Origin of the sequence: Streptomyces sp. NPDC050422 (genome assembly GCF_044458665.1) — a bacterium.
Taxonomy (GTDB): Bacteria; Actinomycetota; Actinomycetes; order Streptomycetales; family Streptomycetaceae; genus Streptomyces.
Genome location: NZ_JBITIE010000001.1, coordinates 152,797 through 176,720, shown reverse-complemented (window position 1 = coordinate 176,720; position 23,924 = coordinate 152,797). Strand labels below are relative to the sequence as shown.

The window sequence follows — 23,924 nt, the reverse complement described above, 5'->3', positions numbered from 1 at the left end:
AATTCCCCATCTCTCCAAGGGAGAAATAGTGAAGCAGAGAACAGGACGACGGGCCGGCCTCGCGGTCACATCGGCGCTCATCATGGCAGCGGCGCCCGCAGCGGTGGGTCTTCCGACCGCGAGTGCCGCGAGTGCCGCCGGATCCTCCGGGACGGTGACCATCGGAGGGAAGTGTCTGGACGTCACCGACGGCAGCTCCGCCAACACCACCGCCATCCAGCTGTTCGACTGCAACGGCGGCACCGCCCAGCAGTTCAGCTGGGGGGACGACGGCACCGTCACAGTTCTCGACAAGTGCCTGGACGTGACCGGGGGTTCAGACGCCAACGGCGCACTCACCCAGATCTACGACTGCGCACAGGTGGAACAGCAGAAGTTCAAGTACCTTCCCGACGGCACGATCTACAGTGCCAAGTCCGGCAAGTGCCTGGCCGTGCAGGGCGAGATCGTGAACTACGCACGGGTCGGCCTCGCCCCGTGCGACCCGAAGAAGGCGGTGCAGAACTGGACCGCCGCCTCGGCGCCCGGCCCGAAGTACAGCCTCTCGGCCGGCGCCCCCGTCGAGTACGGCAACCCCGATGACACCCCGGCCGGAGTGTTCACGGCGAAGGACGGCCAGTTCTACTACCAGCAGGCGCACGCGCTGTACAGCGCGAACGACCCGCGCAAGTGGAGCTTCTTCAGCGGCGACGACTTCGACTCCGCGCAGCTCGACCCGATATCCGGCGCGGTGAACCCCTCCAACGACCAGGACCGCAACGACGACACGACGTGGCGCTGCAACAACAGCCCCACCGGCAAGGAGTCCACGTCGGCCCCGAACACCTCGGGCTACGCTCATCCCAACTACTGCGACCTGGCAGGCGTGTGGGTCGACCCGGACAGTGGCCACTGGTACGGGCTGGTGCACAACGAGTTCACGCCGCAGCCCTTCGGTGACGGCATGCACTACGACGGGATCGACTACGCGGTCTCCACCGACGAGGGCAGGACCTGGTCGATCGAGGACCACGTCATCACCTCGCCGTACAGCACGAAGCGCGACGACACGGCCGCGTTCCCGAACGCCACGTACAACTACGGCGACGGCGACCCCCGCCTGTACGTGGACAACGCCTCGGGATACTTCTACGTCTTCTACGCGGACCGGGTGCTGAACAAGTCCGGCGGCGGCAGCGTCTGGCACCAGCATGTGGCGCGGGCGCCCATCGCCGAGAAGATGGCGCCCTCCTCGTGGAAGAAGTGGCATGACGGCGGATGGGATTCGCCGGGCACCGGCGGCGAGGAATCCAACATCATCCCGGCGGACGGCAACGGCACCGGCTACACCGCGCCCGCCGACGAGTACAAGCCCTCCACCAGTGGCAGCGCCGCGGAGCAGGTCGCGCAGGGCACCATGCCGGACAACTCCCAGCTGACCGTCATGAACATCACCTGGAGTGCCTACCTGGGCAAGTACATCGGCACCCCGCAGAACAACATCGCCCAGGCCACCGACACCAAGTCCCCGCTGCACTTCTACGCGACGGACGACCTGGCCACCCAGAAGTGGGAGGACATCGGCAGCGTCGCGGAGAACCAGAACGCGTCGTGGTACCGGTGGTTCCTCGACTCGGGGAGCAGGACCACGTCCAGCGTGGTGGGCAAGACGTTCCGGTCGTACTGCTCCTTCTACTGCGACACGTACACGGGTGAGTACGCCGACATCACCATCGAGCCCACGTCGAAGACCGCGCTGCCCGCCTCCCCGGCCGGCGACAAGGCCCGGGAGATCAGGGCCGCGAGCGGCAAGTCGCTCGCACTGTCCGGCGGCAGCGCCGGAAAGTGGAAGGTCACCGGCACCGGCGACGGCTTCTACACGGTCACCGGGAACAACGGGCGGGCGCTGAGCGTCGCGGACGGCGCGAAGGGCCGGGCCTGGGGCGCGGCGGTCTCGCTCAGTCCCAAGGGCGCCAAGGCGTCGGCCACCTCCGAGTGGTACCTCCAGAAGGTCGTGAAGTCCCCCGCCGCGGGCGGCGCCTCGACGGCCACAGGTGCGTACCGCTTGGTCAACCGCCACAGCGGCCTCGCCCTGAGCATCGACAGCCACGGCTCGGTCTCGACCGAACCGCAGCGCGCGGACGCGGCCCAGATGATGTCGTTCCGCCCCTGACGTGACGGACTGATGGGGGCGGCGGCGGACCGGAGCGGGTGCGGTCCGCCGCCGCCTCGGCGCGTGCCGGGTGGCCTTCGGTCGGACGTCCGTGGGGCCTGTCCGGGAGTTCAGTCAGAGGTCTGGGCGGATCTTGCTACCGACGTGCGCAATGCGGAGCTTGCTGTCTTCCCCGACGGGGCGGAAGTGGATTCGGCCGGCCCCCGGGGTGAAGCGGGCATGGAGGTGGAACGTCTCCCACTGCCCGTCCAGGTCTTCGAACCGGCATACCCGCTTGCGCGTCTCGCCCTCCGGAGTCACCTTGCTCCGCCATTCCGGCTCATGCGCCGTGGCAGGGTCCCATGCGGCGGCTGTGGCATCCAACCGCTCCAGGCAACGTCGCACGGGCACGACCCAGCGCGGGTCGAGGTTGCTGAACTGCGCCTCAGTACGGGGCAAGAACTGGAGGCTCGGGTAGAGGTCGGCCCTGCGTTCCCAGATCTGTCGGCCGGTCACTGCCCGGGCCAGGCTCGACTCCCTGATCCAGCCGAGGTGTTCCTCGACGTGCGGCAGGGCCGAGATGTGCCGTACGTCGACCGTGTCGTGCTCGAACTCCAAGGAACCGTCGTCGAGTTCGACGAGTTCGCTGCGTTCGATACTGACTGCCGACGTCTGCCACTCACGGGAGACCGGAAGACTGACCGCGACGCCATCCATGAAGTGCGCGGCGCCCAGGGCCCGGACTTCTTCGCCCTGGTGACGGTAGTCGAGATGGCCGTCCGCATCCGGTTCCGGAAAGACGCTGCGGACCGGGGACCTGTTCCGCAGGCCGAGAAGACGCTGCCAGCGGACATGATTCTTCGGACTGGCCCCGATCCACTTGCCGACCGGATAACCTTCGGCAATTTCCAGTGACTTGAGCGCGACCTCGCTGACAAGAGAAGTCTCACCCGGGTCCTCCTTGGCGACGGCGCGCACGGCGTCGACGAGGTTGGCCATCGCCGCATCGGCGCGGTCCGGGTCACAGGCAACGCCGCAGGACTTCTCGTTCAGGAACAACAGAGGCACGCTTCCCCCTCAACCGTTGGCTATTCTTCGTCAGTCCAGCAACTGATCCAGTGAGTTCTCCCACTCGTCGAAGAACCCTTCGGGCCACTGGGCCAGCATGCCGTCCTCGTCGACCCGGGGGCTGATGACCTCTGCACCCGAGCCGTTGCCCTGGAAGAAGTGGATGAGGGCGTCGTCCGGCCGCAGGTCTCCCCGTTTGACGGCAAGGCGGACTCCGTTGAGGACGTGGTCGCTGTGGGTCTCGACAATCATTTGTGCCCCGGTAGCAGCGGCCGCCGAGATCAGTGCCGCCATCCTGCTCTGCCCCTTGGGGTGGAGATGGGCCTCGGGATTCTCCAGCAGGATCAGGCTCTCGGGAGTGGCGGTGAGGCAGGCGACCACGATCGGCAGGGCGTAGGTCAGGCCGAAGCCGACATTGGTGGGTCGGCGACGCCGGGTGGCGTTGATACCGGCGGTGCCACCGAAGCCGTAGGAGAGACGGACGAAGTCGGTGCCCTCGATCGCGGAAGCCTGGAGGTTCACACCGGGGCAGAGTTCCTGCATCCAGGCAACCGTTTGATCGAGGAGCTGAGGGGAGGCCGCGCCCGGATGGCGCAATGGCCCTTCGGGGACCTCTCTCTCAGTGAAGTGGCGCAGGTAGTTGACCGTGTGTTCGCCCCGGACACCAAGGAACCCGCGGTCGATGGCTACCTGCCGTGATCGCGGGTAGGTGACAGCCGGCGTGATGCGATCGGCGTGCAGGTACTGGAACGGCGTGTCGAGCAACTGGGGAAGCTCCGGCGACACCCGCACCTCCATCACGTCTTCATCGGGCTGCTCCGCGTCGTACAACGCGGCGACGCGGACCGCGTCACCCATTTCGACAACGAGACCCACCACAGGCGCTTGGGTGGCCAGCAGGTCGTCAGCGGGACCGAAGTCGTCGTGCAGGACGTCGCGTGCGGTTCCGAGCTCCACCAGCTCGCCGTTGAGCAGCAGCCCCCCTCGGGGGGCCGTCGCCCGGTCGGGCCCGAACGACTGGCGAAGCAGGGCGAGGGACTGGACGACACTGCTCTTGCCGGAGGAGTTCAGTCCGGTGAGCAGGGTCAAGGGGCCCATGGGGAGTTCGAGGCGGCGGAACGCCTTGAAGTTGACCAGGGTGAGCCGAGTGATCACTGTCAGGCATCTCCGTGTTCAAGGAGGTCTTCGAAGAGTTCCTGTACGGCTTCGAACCGTTTTTGTACCTTCTTAGGGTCTCCGGTGGCCACGGAGATGGACCGTTCGAACTCGGTGTCCTCCATCAGGTCCGCAAAGGCGTCCAGCACGGTCAGCTGCCTCAGCACATCATGCTGGGGCGGGGCGAGACCGGCCAGATTCACCGCAATGGTCTCGAACAGGGCCTTGTTGATGGGGGACTTGCGTTGCTGCCCCGCTCGGTACTTGCGGAAGGCATGAACGCCGAAGATCGCCTGGGCTGCGTCCATGGCATGGGTGAACTCGTTCCGCAGCTGTGCCTCTTCCGCGGGTACGAAGCGGTTGATGCGGTGCATGGCCTTGCCCAGGAATCCGTCGAAGTCGCCGTTCTGGTATCCATCCGGAGGTGTGAGCCGGAAGGCCAGGAAGCGAAGCACCATCTCGCGGTCGGCCATCCGGTCCCCGACCACGCTGTAACCGGTGGCGCTGCGAAACTCCTCGGACGCCGCGAGTTCCGCGAGGAAGGTTCTGGAGCGGCCCGGGATGAGGGCGTGCCGGATCTCCTGGCGGGTGAGCGGTTCACCGCCGGTGTTGATACGGGCGAAGACGTTGAACATGACCGGCTCGGGGGTGCCGCGCCTGATGACGTGGACGACGACCTCGGTCTCGCGCAGCCGGATCTGAAGCTTGCCGGAGAGGTCGTGGAAGCCCGCCCCCGCAAAATTACGCAGGTACTCCAGCCCCTTCAACGTCAACGGTGCCGCGTTCACCGTCTCGGCGTCGAAGAAGCGAGCGATGGAGGTGAGGCGTTGGATGCCGTCCACGATGGCCCAGCTGCCGTCCTTCTGCTCGGCGGCGTAGAAGGACGGGATGGGAATGCGCAGAAGCAGCGACTCGATCAAGCGGCTCTGCTTCTCGTCGGTCCAGATACCGGCCCGGCGCTGGAAGTCGGGCGCGAGGTCGATCATCTCGTTGCGGAGCCGAGAGATCAGCAGGTCGACTGTGGTCGTGCGGGTCTCGATGTCGATGTGCTCGGGGTCGAAAGGCGAAGTGATCTCGTCGACACCACCCTCGGTGGCCTCCCGCTCGACGTCCGTGGGCTGCCCGTCGGAGGCAGTCTCCCGACCGAAAAGCTCGTCCAGGGTAGGGAGATCCCCCGGCACCTCCTGGTAACGCTCGTAGACCGACCGCTGGTCCCGCGTGCGCCTCTGGCTGCTGTCCTCCAGCGCGGCCATGTCGTCCGTCGCCCTCGCCCTCGTGTCGTGCCGGGTCACTCTGTCCGTCCGTCCTGGCTCCTCACCCTACCGGCCGTGATCCGGCGCTCCGTGGTCTCCCACAGGCTCTCGCGAACCTCATGCGGCAAGAACGACAGGTTCGGCGGCTCCTAGGCTCCTTGACCGGCCCCGCTCCCGGAAGAAGCCCAGCGTCCGCCGGATCCTCTCTTTCCTTTGCAGGCTGCACCGAAGTGGAACGGTGTGTACGGGCAGTGCCTGCCGATGCTTGGCCAGAGCGATTCTCGCGCACGCGGCGGAGCAGCGGCCTTCTTGCGCACGGCGAATCCGCCGACGGAGCGCGTTCACCTACTACCTCGGCAGATACGGACTCGCCTTCCCGTGCCAGCTGATGCGCAGGGTGTCGCGGGCTCGGGTGGCGGCCACGAAGAGCAGGGAGCGCGCCTTCAGTTCCTCGCGAGCAAGACGCTTCGGATCGGTATCGCGGTAGCGCTGGACAAGGGAGGCGCGGGGGATGACGCCGTCCCGCGCACCGATGATGGCGAGTTTCTGGTATTCGAGGCCCTTGAAGCGATGCATGGTGCCCACGTGGATGTCGCCGTCGCCCTTGACGCCGTCTTTGGTGAGTTCGGCGACGGTGAGGCCGGCCTCGGTCGCCAGGTAGTACATGACCTGGTTGGCGGCCTCGCGGTCGGCGACACAAACGGCGATGGTGCCGCGCGGGTCGCGAGGTCTGCCGTTGACTCCGCCGGTGGCGAGTTCGTCTCGCCAGGTCTTGAGCGCGGCAGCGAGCTGGACGAGTTCGTCGTCCCAGGAATCGCAGGGGACGAGCTCCGGAGCCGGGCCGCGGAGGACCGAGCGGTAGCCGTCGAGGTTGTCCGTGCCGTCGTCGAGGTCATCGAAGGTGATCTGGGCGCTCTTGGGGTTCACCACTTCCATGGCGCGGTTCAGGATCTCGCGGGTGGTGCGGTAGCTGAGGGTGAGTCGGGCGGCGCGGCCCCGGATGTGGACTCCGACGGTGCCCAGGGTGACTTGCTGGTCGTAAATGCGCTGGTGGGTGTCGCCGGCGATGAACATGTCGTCCTCGTCGGAGGCGACCATGGCTCGCAGCATCTTCCAGTGAGCGGGGCGGAGATCCTGCGCCTCGTCGACGACGACGTGCTGGTAGCGGTGACCGAGGTAGTACATGCCGGAGCTGTCGTCTCGATGGATGAGATCCCTCCCGCCGATCTCTTCCTTGTGCTCCTGACGGTCGTTGATCTTGAAAGCGCGCTGCATCTCGAAGCGGGCGGCGCGTTCGGCGGCCTGGCCCCAGGTTTCGCGGTTGTCCTTGTCGAGGCGGGCGGTGAACTGCTCCAGGATCTTCCAGATCCGGGCGCGGTCGGGACGGCTGACGGAGTGGCCGCGTCCCGCTCGACGGGCGTCGAAGTACGCCTTGCGGGTACCGAGGGACTGGCCGAGGATCACCTGCTCCCATTCCTCGTAGAGGAATTCGGCGTCCCAGCGCTTCTCGTCGAGTTCGACGAGGATCTGGCGGAGGGTGTTCAGGGCGACGCTGTCGGAGATGCGCTGCTTCCCTGCGCCGGAAAGCGTGTTCTCGCTGAGAACACGGGCGGCGAGCTGGTCGATGTGCGTGATGTCGATGCGGGCGAGTTGCTCGGGTTCGAGGAGTGAGGCGAGGCGGGCACGCAGGTCGGTGGTGAGGTTCTTGGTGAAGGTGGTGAGCAGGATCGGCTTGTTGTGGCCGGGGGGCAGCCTCTCGGCCAAGTGCTTGACCCGGTGCAGGGCGACGATTGTCTTGCCGGTGCCGGGCCCGCCGGAGACGCGGAAGGGGCCACTGTGGCGGCGGTCGACGAGCTTGGCCTGGGCGGGGTGGAGAAAGACTTTCCAGGCGCGGAAGTCGCCCTCTTCGAGGACGTCCTTGAGGGCGTCGTCGATGGTGGTGACGGTGGTACGGGCGAGCGCCGCGTCCAGGTCCTGCCGCTCGGACTCGTCGAGTTCGACTTCGACGGGTGCGGTGATCTCCTTGCGGACCTCGTCGAGGGTGAGACCGGCGGCGAGACCGTACAGGATGTCCTTGGTGAGGAGCGGGGCACCGGAAACGAGGGCGTCGAGCTCCTCGCTCCCGGTGACCGCGAGGGCGAGACCGATGAGCTGTTCGGCGACGCCGAGCTTCCGGAGGTCGTCCGGGGCGAGACCGGCCAGGAGTGGCTCGGCCTCCGGCACCTCGGGCGTGATCGCCGCCGGTTCTGCCGTGGCCGGTACAGGAGCGGGCGTCTCCGGCTCGTCTCCGGCTTCGGGTCGCTCAGCCGGGGTGAGCGTCATTCCGGCCCGCTGGAGAACGCTCTGGCCGACCACCGAGAGGTCGACGAACTCGATCTCCCCCGTGATGCGGTTGATCGCGACGGAGAGTTCTTCGTAGACGTGCCTGCGGTGTCGTACGGCGACGACGAGCCACTTCTCATGGCCGTCGCCGTCGATGCCGATCTTGGCGAGGAGCGCCCGGTAGGACTGGTCGATCTTCGCCCGGTAGACGCGGCCGTCGCCCTTGAGCGGCTTGAGGTCGAGGCCGGGGTGATCGGGGTTCTGCCGGAAGCGGTGGGAGAAGTCGTAGAACTTGCCCTTGACCGAGCGATCGAGCTTGTACAGCTCCTGTTCGGCCTTCTCGTACAGGCTGAGCCGTGCGGTCATCGGCGGGTCGGACCTTCCGTGTCGGGGAGCAGGGTGAGCAGGGTGTCGAGGTGGTCGAGCCAGTCGGCGGCCGTGCGTACGGTCCAGCCGTCCCCGGTGTACGCATCGTCCCGCTTGCGGCGTTCCTCGCCGTCGTGGCCGTCGGCGTCCACCACCACCGCGATCTTGATGCCATGGCCGGACCAGGCGAAGTCGGCCTGCCAGCCGCGCTCCCCCAGTTCGTAGCCGAACACCGGGGCCTTCTTGCCTCGTGCGGCGAGCTTCCTGGCAAGCCGGGTGAGGTCGGATTCGGGCTCGTCCTCTTCGAGGAGTTCGAGGATGTCCTCGTCCCAGGCCGCGTCCCGGAGCAGGCCTTCGAGTGCCTGCTCGGCAACAGAGGATCCTGGGGACGAGGTGGCCGGGAAGCGGCCGGCCTCTGCCGCCGGCCCCGTGGTCTCCGCCGGAGCCGTCGGGCCTCTCTCCGCCCGGTCTGCCGCAGCCGTATCGGGGTGCAGCCGGGTAATGAGTGTCTCCAGTTCGCCGACGCCGCCTCCGACGCGGAGGATGTCCACGGGGAAGTCGGCGGCCAGGCTGGTGGCGAGCTGTACGCCGTCGCCGCCGGTGAAGGCGAGGAACTGCAGGAGGTTGGACCAGTAGAGCCAGGACCGCCAGCGGAGTTTGTGTGTGGCGGTGCCGAGCTGGTCGCCGTCGTGGTCGTCGAGTACGGCGATGGCGCCCCAGCCGACTCCGGCGGTCCCGTCCGGTCCGCCGGAGGGGTCGACGGTGTAGAGCAGCGGCAGGCCGTGCTCGTCCGTGGCGTGGAGGACGAGGATCTCCCCGCTCTCGGCAACGGGTTCGACGTCGTCCTCCGGGCTCGCGCCCCTCGCGAGGGAACGGAGTGCGCCGCGCAGCGTTGCGCGGGCCTGCGCGCGGTCGACGTTCTGCGCCAGGGGTTCGGGGTCGCTGAGGAGCCCGCCGACCAGAGCTTCGGCCCGCCGCCCCCACCGGGTGCGGGACGGGTCGCGGAGGTAGCCGAGGAGCGTGTCGATGGGATTGCCGAAGACGACCCCGGCGAGTTCGGCGCGTTCACCCCCGAGCTGCTCGTACAGGTCCTTGGCGGCGTCCTGCCCGGTGCGTCGGTAGGGCGGCCATACCGGACGGGCCTTGGCGCGTTCGCCCGTCTCGAAGAGCTCGATGTCGTCCCAGGTGATCTGGAAGACGAGTGCTCCGCCGGCCCGCAGCTCGTCCCGCTTCCTGCAGTCGGGCGCGATGCGGTTGTGCGCACGGGTGGCGTGGTAGCGGTGACCGTCGAGGAAGACGTGCACCTTCTGGGGAGTGCCGTTGGTCTTTTCGAAGGTGAAGTCCGTGCGGGTGAACTCCTCGTCCCGCTGGGCGGTCAGCCGCCACGCCGTGGATCCGGTGAAGCGCAGGTTGCCGCTGTGTGTGCCGCTCTCCTCCAGGGAGGCGTCGTCCTGGCCGTCGCTCCAGGTACGGAGGGCGGTGAGGAAGCGGGCCTCCAGGTCGGACTCGACCTGCTTGTCCAGGCCGATCGCCTCGGTCGTGGGGACGTCCGCGACCTGCCAGTGGTCGATGGCCCGGCCCTCGTCGTCGGTCAGCGGGCGGCCGTTCTCGTCGACGGGGCCGAGGAGGCTGTTGATGATCTCCAGGGCCTCGCGGCGCGAGACCTCGTCCTGGTGACGTTCCTCGGCGTAGCGGTGGAGACAGCGGTGGCAGGCGCGGCGCCCCTCGTTCTTGCAGGGGCAGTTGAACAGCACGGCGCGCGCTTCGGCGAGGGTGTCGCGGAAGGCGGTGGGGCGGGTGAGCCGGTCAAGGTAGCCGGTACCGCCGGGGAGGCGGTCGTACAGGACGAGGAAGTGTCGTTTCTCACCGGTGGCCTTGTCGGGCATCCTGGCGAGGGTGGTGTCCAGGTGGGCGGGGTCACCGCCGAAGTGCCGGTCGACACCGAGGCGCAGCGCGGCCCGGAAGGAGTGGACCTTCTCGTCGACGAGCACGGTCGCGGCCGGGAGCAGGATGCGCAGGGCCTCGGTGGTGAGCTGGTGGGCGAGGAGCACCGGTTCCTGCTTCGGGGCGTCCGGCCCCTTCTTGCCCCGGCGCAGCGGGCACCAGGGCTGGTGGTGCTTGACGGCCGGGTTGTGCACGGCGGAGGTGTCGAGGGCGTCGGTGTCGTGGTCGAAGACGGGTTTGCCGTCGGCGGTGGCCGCTCCGCAGGCGGTGCAGACGTGGAAGGGCGCCAGTCGGATGTCGTGTCCGGCGAGCTCGTCCTCGGCGCGTGCGTCGAACCGGAGCGGGCCGACGTTGATCTTCCGGATGACGGCCTTACGGGAGTAGTCGACGCCGAAGGTCTCCCGGGTGTGCCGCCAGGACGCCCCGGCCTCGATGTGCTCGGCCGGGATGTCGACCGCGTCGACGACGGTGTAGAAGCGCTGTTCGCGGTCGTCCCTGTCGTCACCGATCCGCGCGTCGTCGCGCTTGTCGCGGGAGGTGACGACGGTGGGTTCGATCACCTGGTGGAGGCAGGACCCGTCGTCGGCGATGCCGGTGCTGTGGCAGCGCGGGCACGGGGTGCGGTCGTCGGCGGCGTTCTCGGTGCGGACGTAGCCGCAATCCCGGCAGAAGCGCCAGGGCGTCCAGTCGGGCCGGGTGGAGCTGCCGATCTCGATGCCGGTGATCTGGTGCTTGTAGCCGTTGACGTAGAACGTGTTGCCCGGCGCGAGTTCGGACAGCGCGTAGCGGCGGGGCCGGTCGTAGGGGCGCATCTTGGAGTCGAAGCGTTCCCGGCCGGTCTTCGGGTCGGTGCCGTCGGGCCAGTACAGGGTGGCGTTGAGGGTGGTGACGGAGTCGATGAGCGCGTAGTTCGGCAGCAGCCCGAGGTCGCAGAGGGCCTGCTGTGCGGTGGTGAGGCCGCGTTTCATCAGACGTTTGCCGACTGCCCGGTGTTCCGCTTCGAGCTCGACCTTGCGGATGCGCTGCTCGTCGTCGTTCTCGTGGAGTTCGTGGACGGCCTCGTCGATGAACTTCAGCCTGCGCCGGAGTTCGTCCTCGCCGCGCTTCCACTGCCGTCCGGCTTCCTCTACGGCGCCGCGCAGCCCGCGTCCGGCGTAGGCACGGAGATCGTCGGCGGCCTTGGGGCTGACGCCGGTGGGGAAGAGGCCGAGGAACGTCTCGACGAGTTCGTCGGCACCACTGAGCGCGGCCTCCACAAGATCGGCGAGGTATCCGGAGGGGCCGAACAGTGCGGGCGCGTCGTGCGGGATCGCCGCGAGCGGCCGTCCGTCGGCCCGCTTCAGCCGGCCCCGCGCGGCGAGGTCGAGGAGGTGGGCGAGGTACTGGCGGCGCAGGATCTCGATGGCGGACAGGTGGCTGCCCGGCGGCACGATCTGCCCGGCGATCATGTCGCGGGGCTGGTCGAGGTAGTACAGGTCCCGGCGGCTGCGGTCGGGGATGGTGAGGAGGAAGGCGTTGCCGGTGCGCCGGCCCGCGCGACCGACCTGCTGGGCGTAGTTGGCGGCGCGGCGGGGCAGCGCGGCGAGCACGACGGCCGACAGGTCGCCGATGTCGATGCCCATCTCCAGGGTGGGGGTGCAGGACAGCACGTTGGGGTCCTTGAACCCGCTGCCGTCACGGAACGCCGCTTCGACCCGCTCGCGCTCCGGCCGGGTGAGCATGCCGGTGTGTTCGGCGGTGATGACCTGGTATGTGCCGGCCTTGCGGTAGAGCCTGCGGTAGTAGTCCTCGCGGTAGTCGCGGTCGCGCTGGTGCCGGCCGAGTCCTTCGGGCCGGTTTCCGGCGACGAGGCGTCCGGTGCGGCAGCGGTAGGCGGGGCACTTCTGGCCGTCCCACTGGGGCAGCAGCCCGGGGTGGACGGTCTGTTCCCAGAAGCAGGAGGGGCAGCGGACGAACGCCTCGTTGACCTCGCCGTCCTTCAGAAGCTGTACGTCGACGGCGCCCGGCTTGAGCCCGTAGATCCGCAGGCTGCTGTCCTCCGGCGTGCGTACGGCGAGCAGTCCGGCGGCGACGAGTTCGGGCAGCAGCCGGGACCAGAATTCGGCGGCCTGCTCGCGCGGCAGCCCGAGGCTGCGCTGCGCCCACCGCTCGGGCCAGGAGAGCCGTCCGGTGGCGAAGTCGAACTCGCTCTTGGTCTTCGGCGCGCTCAGCAGGAACACGGGTGCGGCGATGCCCTTGGGGAAGGCCCGCATACCGGCGGGCCGCTTGCCCCAGATGTAGTAACGGCTGGTGCCGGCTTCCCTCAGGTATCCGTCCAGCCAGCGGTGGCCGATGGCGCCCCGGGTCCGCAGCCGTTCCAGGAAGATCCGCAGGAAGCCGAGGTACCGCGCGTCTTCCAGTGCGTCGGGAACGGGCAGTTGGCCGCCCTTTCCGTACGGCGAGGTGTGCGCGGTACGTACGAGCTCGATGGCGGCGGCCGGATCGGCTATGCGCACCTGGGCGGCGGCGGTCCGGGTGAGTTCCAGGGTGCGGCCGTTACGGGACCGGAACCCGAACTCCATCAGCGCCTCGAACGCGAACCGCTCCCCGATCAGCTCCCAGGTCTTGTGGTCACCACCCTGGCCTTCGCCGGACAACAGCCGCTTCACGCCCTTGAAGTCGTGCAGGTCGGTGGGAACGACGGCGGCGAGCGTCGTACGGTCGGTGGTCGCGTCGACCACGTCGGCGATCAGGTCGTTCAGCGCGGTCGGTCTGTCCTCGGACAGGTGGCTCTTGAACAGGGCGCGCAGCGAGAAGGTGTACGAACGGCTCGCCACGAATCCCGCCCGGTGCGCGGCGTCCTGCACCGAGTCGTTGAACATCAGGGTCTTCGTCTCACCCTGCTCCTCGTCGAGCTCCCCGCCGGTGAACAGCTGGGTGACGGAGGCGGCGGCCAGGGCGGCGGCGCCGGTGCCGAGGAAGCGGATCGTGTTGCGCGAGCCACAGGCCGGGCACCAGTCGTCCTCGGCGGCGCGGGTCGCGGTCTCTCCCAGGAACACGAGGACGAACGCGGAGTCGGATCCGGCGAGGCGGGGGCTGCCCGTCTCAGGGTCGTAGTCCCCCACCGGGTCCGGCAGCCGCAGCCTGCGCTTGGGTCCGTCCAGGACACGGAGCTGCCCGGCCCCGGACACGCTGAGCGCGTTCGCGTCGGCCCGCCCGGCGGCGCGGCCCGCGCCCTCCATGGGCGAGGCCCCGGATCCCTCCTTCGCTTCCCCCTCGGTGGCGGCGATCAGGTTGCGGACCCGCATCTTGTCCTGGCTGACCGAGGCCCGCCGGATCTTGTGCGTGTCGACCTCAACGTCCAGGTCGTCGGACTCCGGAGTGAAGACCGCCCAGCCGGAGCGACCGCAGTCACGGCAGTACACGGCGGGCAGGAACAGGTTCGCGGTCTGCCCGGCGGTCGCCGTGGTCACCGGCGCGGTGTGCACCGCTCCACCCTCGGAGGTCTCCGGCGTGCCGGCCGCGTCCCACTGGAACTCGGCCTTCGGCCACGGCAACACGCCCCGTACGAGGCGGGACACGGACCGGGCCCACTGGTGCACCTCGACCTGCACGAAGGGGCGCGGCTTCTCAGGCGTGGACGCCGGGTCACGGGCCACGGACAGCAGGGCGACGAAGCGGGCGAGCGCCTTCGCCGCCACCTCGGGACGCAGCGTGATGGTCCGCCCCCAGGACTGCGCGCCACTGCGCCACATCAGGTCGAGGACCTCGGGCACGGGACGCACCTGCCCGTCCAGGGCGTGCAGCACGGCCGAGGTCAGCGGGTGCCGCTTCAGGACCCGGCCGAGCGCGTGCGGGTCGGTGTCCCTGCTACCGGTGACGGCCTCGGCGAGCGCGGCGAACTCCTCCTCGCCGAGCGTGGGGTCGGGCAGCGCCGCCAGCTCGTCGGGAGTCGGAGTGGGAACGAGGGGGTCGTAATCGGCACGCGGCACGAACTCATCGACGGTCAGCCGCTGTTCCCCGATGATCGAGTCGGCGAGGAACTCGGTACCGAACACCTCGGTCGCCACGTCGAGCAGCTGCCGCACTCCGTCGGCGTCCGTCCCCGACGCGAGGGTCGCCGAGGTGGCAACCGGGCAGATGCGCCCCAGCGGGCGCCCCTTCTCCGAGGCCCCGACGGCGGAGGCGAGCCGACGGAGCAGCATCGCCACGTCGGTGCCCTGAGCGCCGTCATACGTGTGGAACTCGTCGACCACCACATAGCGGATGTCGGCGTCCGCCCACAGCGAGGCGTCGGCAGCGCGCTGGAGCAACAGGTCCAGCATCTTGTAGTTGGTGATCAGGATGTCCGGCGGCGTCACCTGCATGTCGGACCGGTCGGTGAACACCCGCCCGTACCGGGTGGACGCCCGGTCACCGATGTACAACCCGGCCCGCACCTTGCCCAGTTCGGGGTGCTCGCTGAGCAGGCCGTTGATGCGCTGCGCCTGGTCGGTGGCGAGCGCGTTCATCGGGTACAGGAACACGGCCTTCACCCCGCCACGCCCTGCCGCCCGCTCGCGCGCGCAATGGTCGAGCACGGGGTAGAGGAACGACTCCGTCTTGCCGGACCCGGTACCGGTAGTGACGAGCGTCGGCCGGGGCGTACGGCCGCCGGCGGAGGACAGCCGCTCGAAGGCGACAGCCTGATGCGCGTACGGCTTCCAGCCGTCGGTGCGCCGCCAGTCCAGGTACTCCTCCCAGGACGGGTCCGCATCGACAAACGGGGTACGCAGCCGAAGGAACGGCCCCCGGAACATGCCGGAGTTGTCGTCCCCCAGGAATCGGTGCAACGCCTGCCGCGCGCCCTCGTCAGTGAGCGCGTAGGTGGTGGACAGGTACTGGAGCAGGCTCTCCTTGAGCCCTTCCGCTTCGAGCGTCGGCCTCACGGCTTGGGCACCTCCTGGGTGACCGGGTCCCATTCGCCGGCGGCCACGGCGGCGTCGAGGCGCTTCTGGAAGTAGGCGTGCGCCGCACGCATCTCGGTCTCGCGGTCGGCCTTGTAGAAGGGGGCGGTGTAGCCGTCGGGGACGGGGGTCTGGGGGGCGGGGTTGGTGGTGGGGTCTTCCTGGTGGGCTTTGAAGGCGGGGTCGGCCATGTAGGCCTCGTACTGTTGCCAGTTCTCTTTGACCTGACCGATCCCGTACGCACCGGCATTAGCGGCCAGTTGACGCCCCTCTGCATCGAACCAGAGTTGATCCTCCCGCTCCGACAGCACCGAGAGGCGTGCACGGTAGGCCGCAACAAGAGCATTGGCGGTCATGCCGATCCATACAGACACAAGAGCATCGATCTCAACGAGAGCCGCGCGGCGGGCGTACTCCGTGCGCAGTGCAGTGCGCTTAGTCCAAGTCTCGTTGACACCAGAAAGAGGTGCGAGGCCAGGCCATTTGCAGACCCACTGCTCCTGCAACCATTCCAAATTAAATTGATTCCCCCACAGAGGGGAATAAGCGTCCGACAAGCAGTTCAGGCGGGCTGCGCGGAGGAGGAGTGCTGTACGTAGCGGGTGATCCTCAATGCCAGGCGCAGGCAGTCGCAGAGCGGCACTCTCGTAGAGATCTCCGATGCCGAATGCCCTTAGCACATAGTCCTGGGGAATGGCCGCCCAGAAACCCGAAGTCAAGAGCAACTGCGCATAGTCCGCAAACGCCAAGGTGTGCACAGCGTTCACGTGCGTCGAACCGGGGGGGATAACTGCCGCGTTGAGAACGCGTTCCGTCTTCCCGTCGTTACGACGACGAAAGGCTAGGCGATAGTGCTGCGCATGCGAAGTTCCCTGCCAGTCTTTCCACGCACTCTCCTTCGACTCGAACTTCTCTCTGCTGCAGTTACGGATCATCTTGGTAGCCGGGATAAAGGAGACGGAAATATTTGTGAGGTCGATGCGCTTGCCGCTAGAGCTGAGATTCGGATCCTCTTTGTGGAACGGGTTGGCAGGCCCAAGGTGCGGGCCGTGCATGATTGCCTCGCCCCAACCTTCGGGGCGCCCATTGCCCCACTCCACGAATCCGGCGTCACGGTCGTTGGCTTCGTGGTAACCAGTACTCATACTGATCTCGCCAGGCTTCAACCGTACCGGGTAGCTGATCATGGCTTCGATTGCCTGCTCCTCACTCCTCGTGAGCGGGTACATGACGTCCGTCTGCTCAACCGGCAGCGTGTTGCCCTGCTGTACATGCCAACGGGCGAGTGTGTCGAGGTTGACGTCGATGATGCGGGCGCGATGGGGGCGCCGGTCGAATCCGCCGTCGTGCTTGATACCCGGTTCGGGGCCGCTGCCATCGTGACGCAGGGACTCGGTGAGGACCTCGGCCCGGTACAGGTAACTCAGATGCTTAAAGTTGATTCCCTGCCGGGGACCATAGATATTTGTCGCGAAGTCCTTTTTGTGCCCGACCGGCTGCGGGAAAGCCCAGTTGCCGACGTTTACATATGCTCCGTGAACACGCAGCCGGTGGTAGGCCTCAGCGCGCATCGGACCAGTCCGCTTGCCACGCAAATGCCCATCGGGATGTACGAGGCCGACCGTCCCGTGCTCGCTCGAGTGGTTCCACGTCTGCACCATAAAGCGAGTATGAAGGTGAGCAGCAGTTCCTGCGAGCAAGGGGAATGTTGCACCGGAGGCGCAAAAAGCGGCCACAGCGTCGTCGCTACAAAGTTCCCAAAGAATCTGATTCCGCTGTCGCGTTTCGGCAAGGACCTTCGACTCGATCTTCTCCTGTTGCTCCTGGGTCAGCTTGTCGCCAAGGGCCATGATCGGCTCAAACTCAGCAAAACTGGCCTCGGCGTTCCACGAGACTTCGACCCACGGCGGGTTGCCCACGTGCAGATCGAACCCTCCGCCCTCCGCGAAGGCCAGCCCGAAGTCCAACTCCCAGTGCAGAAAGCCCTGCTCCTCCGCAATGTCGGTGACCACCCGCATCCACGGGAACCGCTCCTCCGGATGCTTGAGGTCCATCCCCAGCAGGTACGGAAGGCTCAGCTCAAAGTCCTTGAGCGCATCGAGGTGGGCGAAATCCGTGAGCAGGTCGTTCTCGTCGATCTCGACCGTGCCGAGCATCGCTTCCAGGAAGTCGATCCAGTCATCGAGGTCCACCAACGGAATGGCGTCCCGCCAGGCGCGCGGGGTGGGCTTCGCGGACGCTTTCCTCGGCTTCGCCGGGGCAGGCTTGCTCGCCCCCACGTCGCCCCCGGCGTCCGCGAAGAGCAGCGATTCCTGCACGCCGGATTCGGTCGCGAACAGCGTGGTCTGCTCGGTGAAACGCGCCACCGGAACAACGTCCAGGCGCGTCGGCTCATCCACCGCACCAGCCTCAGGCCGCTCCCCCGTCACAAGCTCCTCATCGCCGCCCACCGGCCCCGCGGCCCCGAACATCTCCCCCAGGAGCTCGGCAGCGTTCACCGCCTCCTTCGGGTCGTACTCCGACGCACTGCCATCCAGCAGCGCAGCCTCACCCGTCGGCCAGAACCACAGCGCGCACCAGGCGTCCATGACCTGCTTCAGCCGCCAGTACGGTGACCCCACGGCCTTGAAGAGCTCGGCGTACACCTTCTCCTTCGACAGCCGGGCGCCGCTGTCCTCCGCCGCGCCGCCCGCAGCCTGGCGCAGGAACGAGAACTCCCCGTCCTTCTCCGGCTCCGCTCCCCACACCTCGACGGTCCGGGCGATCTCCCGCTCCGACAGCTCCATCCGCTTGACGACGAGCGACCACAGGAACTCCGCACGTCGTGCCGCATCCCTCAACTTCGTGTACTGGGAGGTCGTCTCGCGGCCCGTCTTCCCCACAAGGATCGGCTCGCCCGTCTTGGCGTTCAGCCGCCGCTTCGGCTTCTGGAGGATGCCCTTCTTCCAGTCCTTGAGCCGGTCGACACCGTCCCCCGCCAACTGACCCAGCAGCTTCTTCGCGTCGCCGCTCGCACCCGTCACCGCCGCCCAACCAGGCGTGGGCAGCAGGAACTGGTGCACCGCCCCGTCCGGCAACGGCTGCCACTCCCCGCCCGCCTCGTTGTTCCGGAACGGCAGCGGGGTCGGCGCCTGGGTGCCCTTGGCGTTCAGCCAGAGCGCCTTGCCCTTCCACGGCGCGACATCCCCCGCCGCGTACACCGAACGACGCCCACCGATCAGCGAGTTGCCCCGCCGCAGGTGAAGCCCGAACCACGGGGCCCGCATCCCCGGGTGCATGGTGTTGAGCCACAACGACACCTCGGCGAGCTCGACTCCCGTCGAGTTGAGGTCTACGCCGTACGCGTTGTGTAGCGCGATGTACGCCTTGACCTTCTGCTTCTCCGTCAGCGCCTCGGATGTCGGGATCGACGTACCCAACTCGTCCTGCCGTCGCCGCAGATACTCCTCGGCGACCTGGTTGATCGCCTCGTTGAGGAACGCCCCGGAACCGAGTGCCGGCTCGCAGATGCGGTACTTCAGCAGCTCCGAGGCCCGCGTCTTTACGACGTTCCCCTCGGCGTCCTTCTCCTGGTCCAGACGGTGCTTGAGCGCCAGCTCGACGGTGACCTGGGTCAGCGACTCAGGGGTGTAGTACGAGGCCGAGGTCTCCCGGTCGCGGCCGGCGAGACGGTAGACGAAGGTCCCGGCCGGGTACTTCTTCGGCCCGCGCAGGCCCTTCTCCTCCCGGTCCCGCTCGTCGTACTCGACCCGGGTGTTCTCCGGGTACTCCTTGAGCCGGTGCGAGGGGACCAGCCAGGAGCCCTTCTCCGGGTCACCGCCCTTGGCGACCTCGCTCAGTTCCTCCTCGGCGATGATGCCGGTGTACGACATCAGGCCCTCGTAGACCGCACCCAGCTGGTTGATACCGAGGTTGCGGTACGAGATGAAGCCGCCGCGTTCGCCGCGTCGCTTGGCCTTCTTCATGGTGAGCAGGCGCAGCACCTCGTGCAGGGCGCTGTTGCGCAGCCGCAGGTCGAGCCAGGCCGGGCCTTCGGGGCCCTCCTCGTCGCGGCGCGGGTCGCGGGTGCCGAGGCCGATGAGTCTCACCGATGCCGGTTCGAAAAGTTCGCTGCGCAGGGGTTCGAAGCGCAGGCCGCGGCCCTCGCTGCGCTGCCGGGCCTTCTTCTTGCGGGTCTCCGCGTCGTCTTCGGGATGCTCGTCCCAGGGCTCGGTGCCGTACTGCCGGTGGCCGTAGTTGACCTTGTTGAACAGGAGGTCGAGGGAGGCGTGCAGGTGGAATCCCTGGCGAGCCGTCTCGTCCGTCAGCTGCGCGTCCCGCTCGACGAGGTCGCGGAGGCGGGCCACCGAGTAACCGGCCTCGTAGGTCCCGTCGTCGGCCGGGAGGATGCCCAGTTCGGGGCGGGCCTCGGCGTACAGGAGGAACAGGACCCGGTAGAGGTAGCGCAGGGCCTCGCGGGTGAGCTGCCGTGCGAAGGGGTCTCCGGGCGTTTCGAGGTCGCGCGGTTCGAGACCCGTCTCCTCCAGGCGGGCCAGGACCTCGTTGGCGATGATCTCGACGGACTTCTGGAGGCCCTGGCGCAGCTCGCCGGAGACGCCGACCGCGTTGTCGCGGGACGCCTTGACGAGGGCGTCGATGGCGGGGCCCTTGCCGTCCTCGGCCGGTGCGAGTGCGTCGTGACTGAACAGGCCAGCGATCGTGGCGAGTTCGCCGGACTGCCTGCGGTCGTAGCGCTCCAGGGCGGCGTCGAGATTGGCGGCCAGGTAGCGGCCCTCGCCCCACGCCTGCCGGTCGGCGAGGACGATCACGCCGCCGCAGAGCAGCAGCACGAAGCGCGGGGCGCTGCCGCCCTCGCCGCCCAGCTCGCTCTGGAACAGCCAGGTGGCGAGTGCGTACCCCGACTCGTAGGTCTCGCCGCTGCCCACCGTCCGCACCGGGTGCAGCAAACGGCCGTAGGAGTCGGCGTCCAGGGCGGTGTCGTTGCTCGCGGACCAGCCGCAGTCGACGGCGACGATGCCGTCGCCGTGCCAGGCGACGGGGACGGTGTGTTCGCGCCCGGCCCGGTGGACGGTCAGCTCGCGCGGACCGGACTCGGCACCCGCCTGTGCATATCCGAGGGCGGCGAGCACCTTGCGGTGCCAGTCCTCGACGCGTTCGCTCCACTCCTCGTCCTGGTAGGTGTGGAAGAACTTCTCGTAGCCCACTGCGTCGGGGCGCTCGTCCTCCTCGGTGTCCGCCTTGGCCTGCTCAGCGAAGAACCCGCGGTACTTTTCGTCGAGGTAGACGGACCGCAGGCCACGCAGGGCGACGCGCGGCGTGACGCGGTCGTCGTTCTCGTCGGACTCACGGTCCGCCCAGGCCGCGAAGACGCCCTTCTTCAGGCCGTCGGCGAGCTGCTCGGCGAAGTAGTGCGCGGACAGGTACTCGCCGCGGTTGGAGAAGGAATCGAAGTCGGTGCTCATCGGGCGGTCGTCTCTCCGGCGTCGGGCGTGGCGGTCTCGGCGGGTACGGCGGTGGGCCGCGATGCCGACGTGGCGGCAAGAGGTTCGAGGACGGCGAGGAGCCGCAGCAGCGGCGCGCCGGAGGTTCGCAGGGACCGGACCAGCGTCTTGCGCCTGCTCGCTGTGAGGTCGACGTCCTGTTTGACCTTGGACGATCGGCGGGCAGCCGGCGTGAACAGCGCCGTCTGCTGCCACTCCGTGACGCGCTTCTCGTACGGAGCGAGAACGGCATCGATCTCCCGCGCGTACGCGCCCTCGCGGTCGGTCAGGAAGCGCCGGGCCTCGGCGACCGCGTCCGGCACGCGCGACTGGAGGAGCCCGAGGTTCACCGGGGTGGCACGGCCCGGCATGCTGGGGCCCACCCGGCAGGCAGCGAGGAAGGCGTCATCGATCCGGTGGACGCGGGGGGCGTCGGGGAGACCGGTGACGGCCATCCACTCCACGACGGTGGGACGCCCGGCCTTGTTCGAGTAGATGCCCTGGAGCAGATAGACGGGGCCGTCGAGTGCGGCGGCCAGCTCCGGATCGATATCGGCCGCCTTGTCGTGGTCGGGATCGAAAGCGAGCACGAACGCCTCGTCGTGGCGGAGCGCCGCGAGCGCCTTGTCGGTGACCCAGTCCAGGACGGGATGCACGTCGGAGACGTAACTGACGTTGGGCCACTGGCTGGCGGAGTCCTCACGGGCCACCTTGAGCCGCTTGGCGGCGAGGCCCTTGTCGAAGGTGAGGCGGATGCGGCCTTCCTTGTTCGCCGTGGGGAGGATCTGCTGCTCGGTGAGATACGACTTGGGAAGGGCCTTCAGCCGGTGAAGGAGATCCGACGGCGGCTCGAAGGCGATCGTGCCGTCCTTCTCACGCCGCAGCTTGAGCGCGATGTCCGGGCTGATGGGATGGCAGACCTGTCGGAGGGCCTCGTCGAAGTAGCCGGACGTCGCGTCTGTACCGCCGCCCGTGCCGAACAGGCTGGGGACGGTGGCACGCGGCACGTCGTCCGTCTTCTTCTTCGCCCCGACGTTGCCCATCAGACGACCGAGCACGGCCTTGACGCCTCCGCCCGCCGAGGACTGCTTGATCGACTCCTCGACGGTGCGACCGGCGATGAGGTCACGGGTCAGCCGGTCGTCCTCCTCCTTCGCCCGGTAGATCCCGGTGACCGCCTCCGCGGTGCCCTCGATGCGGTGGGCCTCCTCCTCGCGGGCGAGGAGCTTGGCGCCGACCAGGCGGTCGTCCAGCGGCAGCGGTTCACCGGTCTCGTCGTCGGTGCGCCACTCCACGTCACTGGTGAGCACCAGGGCCCGGAACTGGGGCTTCTTCTCCTGCCCGTACCGGTCGATGCGGCCATTGCGCTGCTCGATGCGGATCAGCGACCAGGGCAGGTCGTAGTGGATCAGTTGGTGGCACTGCTGGTGCAGGTTGACGCCTTCGGAGGCGACATCGCCGGTGAACAGGAGCCGTACGGGTGTCGTGCGCAGGCCGAAGTCCTCGACGATGCGCTTCTGTTCGTCCTCGCCCGTCGCGTCGCCGTGCATGACCTCGACGACCCCGCCGTACGCCTTCCACGGCTTGGTCTTCTTCTCGCCCTGCTCCAGCTGCTTCGCCGGGCGGAAGCCGAGGCGGGCCGGGACGGTCTCGGCCAGCCACTTCAGGGTGGGGACGCGTTCGGAAAAGACCACGACCCGGGTGTCCGATCCGGGGCCGACACCGATCTCCTTCAGCGCCTCGACCAGGGCGTCGAGCTTCGCCGAGTCGTCGTCGCCGAGATCGCCCGCGACGCGCGCCAGGTCGACGATCGCCGCGCGCTCGATCTTTCGCGCGGCCTCCAGCTTGGCCGGGTCCTGACCCCTGCGGCCCTTCAGGGGCTTGTCGAGGGTCTTCACTCGTGCCTCGATCGAGACCTGTAGGGCCCGGTGGGAGGAGAGGAACGCCTTCAGCAGGTTGTAGGCGACCATCGAGTCCACGCACACGGACGAGGCCGCCCGGTCGCGCGGAATCCAGCGCGCGGCCAGCTCCTCCAGGACGGCCGTCTCCTTCGCGGTGGCCTTGGCGATCACCGGCTGGGACGGGCCGCGGTCCGCCCAGACGCCCTTGAGGGAATCGCGTACCTCGGGGTCGGTCTTGGTGCGCCGGATGTAGAGGTGCCCCAGGTCCTTCACGTCGTAAGCGGAGTGGTCCGCGATCGCCGCCTCGTCCAGCATGCCGATCAGTTCGGCGAAGGACTCCCCTTCGCCGTTGTGCGGGGTGGCGGAGGCAAGGACGAGGGCGTCGGTCCGGCGGGCCAGGAGGCGGGCAAGGGCGTTGTTCTTCGTTCCCTTGTTGACCAGGTTGTGGGACTCGTCGATGACGACGGCGTCCCATTCGGTGTTCTCCAGGTGGTGGGCGTAGACGTCGCTCTTGAGGGTGTCCACGGAGATGATCGCCCGCTTGAAGTAGGCGAACGGGTTCCGGCCGGCCGGGATGTCCTGCTGGATCCGCTGGATGCCGGTGGAGTCGAGGCGGACGAGCGGAATGGAGAAGCGGGTCCACAGCTCGCGCTGGAACTGCTCCAGGACATGCGCCGGGGTCACCACGAGGATGCGCTCGCCACGGCCCCGGCGGATCAGCTCGGCAAGGATGATGCCGATCTCCAGGGTCTTGCCGAGGCCCACCACGTCCGCGACGAGCACGCGGGGCTGGGGGTTCTCCATGGACAGGGCCAGCTGAGCGGGGCGGAGCTGGTGCGTCTGCTGGTCCATGAGGAAGTTGTCGGCCAGTGCGAGCCCCTGCTCGGTCTGCGACAGTGCGGTCTTGCGGATGACCGCCTCCAGGTAGAGGCGCGCCTTGCGGTGGTTCGGGGAGGAGTCGGGGACCAGACGCGTCCGGTCCGGGTCGAGCGGCTCGATGTGGTCGAGCTTCTCGTAGAAGACGGCGTCCGTGCCGCGCACGAGGGAGGAGACGCCGGTGACCTCGACCATCCAGCCGTCGTGCGGTGTGTCGGCGACCTTCTTCACCAGCCACTGCTCGTCGCGGACCAGTACCTGGGAGCCGGGGGCGAACCTGGGGCGGTGCGAGCCCGGCACGGAACCGGCCGGGGTGTCGGCGGAAGCATCCTCCGCGACCAGCTCGCGGGACACCGAGTCGAAGGTCCCCTGCCCCGTGGCCGCGACACCGACCGCCGCCGAACCGCTCACGAACCGCTCCGCTTCCTCATCGTCCCTGATGTCCCGCATACCGCTCCCCACCGCTTCTTCCACATAGTTCTCGCGTGCCACGGGCGGCGGCG

The 23,924-nt window shown here is 68.2% G+C and carries 8 protein-coding genes; 1 reads left to right on the top strand and 7 read right to left on the bottom strand.

Annotated features, from left to right (window positions below; all coding sequences use genetic code 11):
• The first annotated feature begins 28 nt into the window (after positions 1-28).
• Complete coding sequence (locus ACIBJG_RS00705; protein WP_399302451.1) at positions 29-2,152, top strand: ricin-type beta-trefoil lectin domain protein; 2,124 nt, start codon at positions 29-31, stop codon at positions 2,150-2,152.
• A 114-nt stretch (positions 2,153-2,266) separates the two neighbouring features.
• Here ACIBJG_RS00705 and ACIBJG_RS00700 read toward each other — a convergent pair whose 3' ends face one another.
• From ACIBJG_RS00700 to ACIBJG_RS00670, 7 genes are all read right to left on the bottom strand, one after another.
• Positions 2,267-3,199 carry a hypothetical protein gene (locus ACIBJG_RS00700; protein ID WP_399302449.1) on the bottom strand — a complete coding sequence of 311 codons (933 nt, stop codon included), beginning with the start codon at positions 3,197-3,199 and terminating at the stop codon, positions 2,267-2,269.
• A gap of 30 nt (positions 3,200-3,229) precedes the next feature.
• Positions 3,230-4,354, bottom strand: a complete 1,125-nt coding sequence (locus ACIBJG_RS00695) for a DUF3696 domain-containing protein (protein WP_399302447.1) — start codon at positions 4,352-4,354, stop codon at positions 3,230-3,232.
• Positions 4,355-4,356: 2 nt separating this feature from the next.
• Positions 4,357-5,646 carry a DUF262 domain-containing protein gene (locus ACIBJG_RS00690; protein WP_399302445.1) on the bottom strand — a complete coding sequence of 430 codons (1,290 nt, stop codon included), beginning with the start codon at positions 5,644-5,646 and terminating at the stop codon, positions 4,357-4,359.
• Positions 5,647-5,955: 309 nt separating this feature from the next.
• Positions 5,956-8,295, bottom strand: a complete 2,340-nt coding sequence (locus ACIBJG_RS00685) for a UvrD-helicase domain-containing protein (protein WP_399302443.1) — start codon at positions 8,293-8,295, stop codon at positions 5,956-5,958.
• Positions 8,292-15,146 carry a DEAD/DEAH box helicase gene (locus tag ACIBJG_RS00680; RefSeq protein ID WP_399302441.1) on the bottom strand — a complete coding sequence of 2,285 codons (6,855 nt, stop codon included), beginning with the start codon at positions 15,144-15,146 and terminating at the stop codon, positions 8,292-8,294. Before ACIBJG_RS00680 ends, ACIBJG_RS00685 begins: the two co-directional genes overlap by 4 nt.
• Positions 15,143-20,626, bottom strand: coding sequence for a hypothetical protein (locus ACIBJG_RS00675; RefSeq protein ID WP_399302440.1), 5,484 nt, complete (start codon positions 20,624-20,626; stop codon positions 15,143-15,145). Before ACIBJG_RS00675 ends, ACIBJG_RS00680 begins: the two co-directional genes overlap by 4 nt.
• The gene (locus ACIBJG_RS00670) at positions 20,623-23,913 is read right to left on the bottom strand and encodes an SNF2-related protein (protein WP_399302438.1); all 3,291 of its coding nucleotides are present in this window, start codon (positions 23,911-23,913) and stop codon (positions 20,623-20,625) included. The genes ACIBJG_RS00675 and ACIBJG_RS00670 overlap by 4 nt, the downstream gene beginning before the upstream one ends.
• Positions 23,914-23,924: the final 11 nt, after the last annotated feature.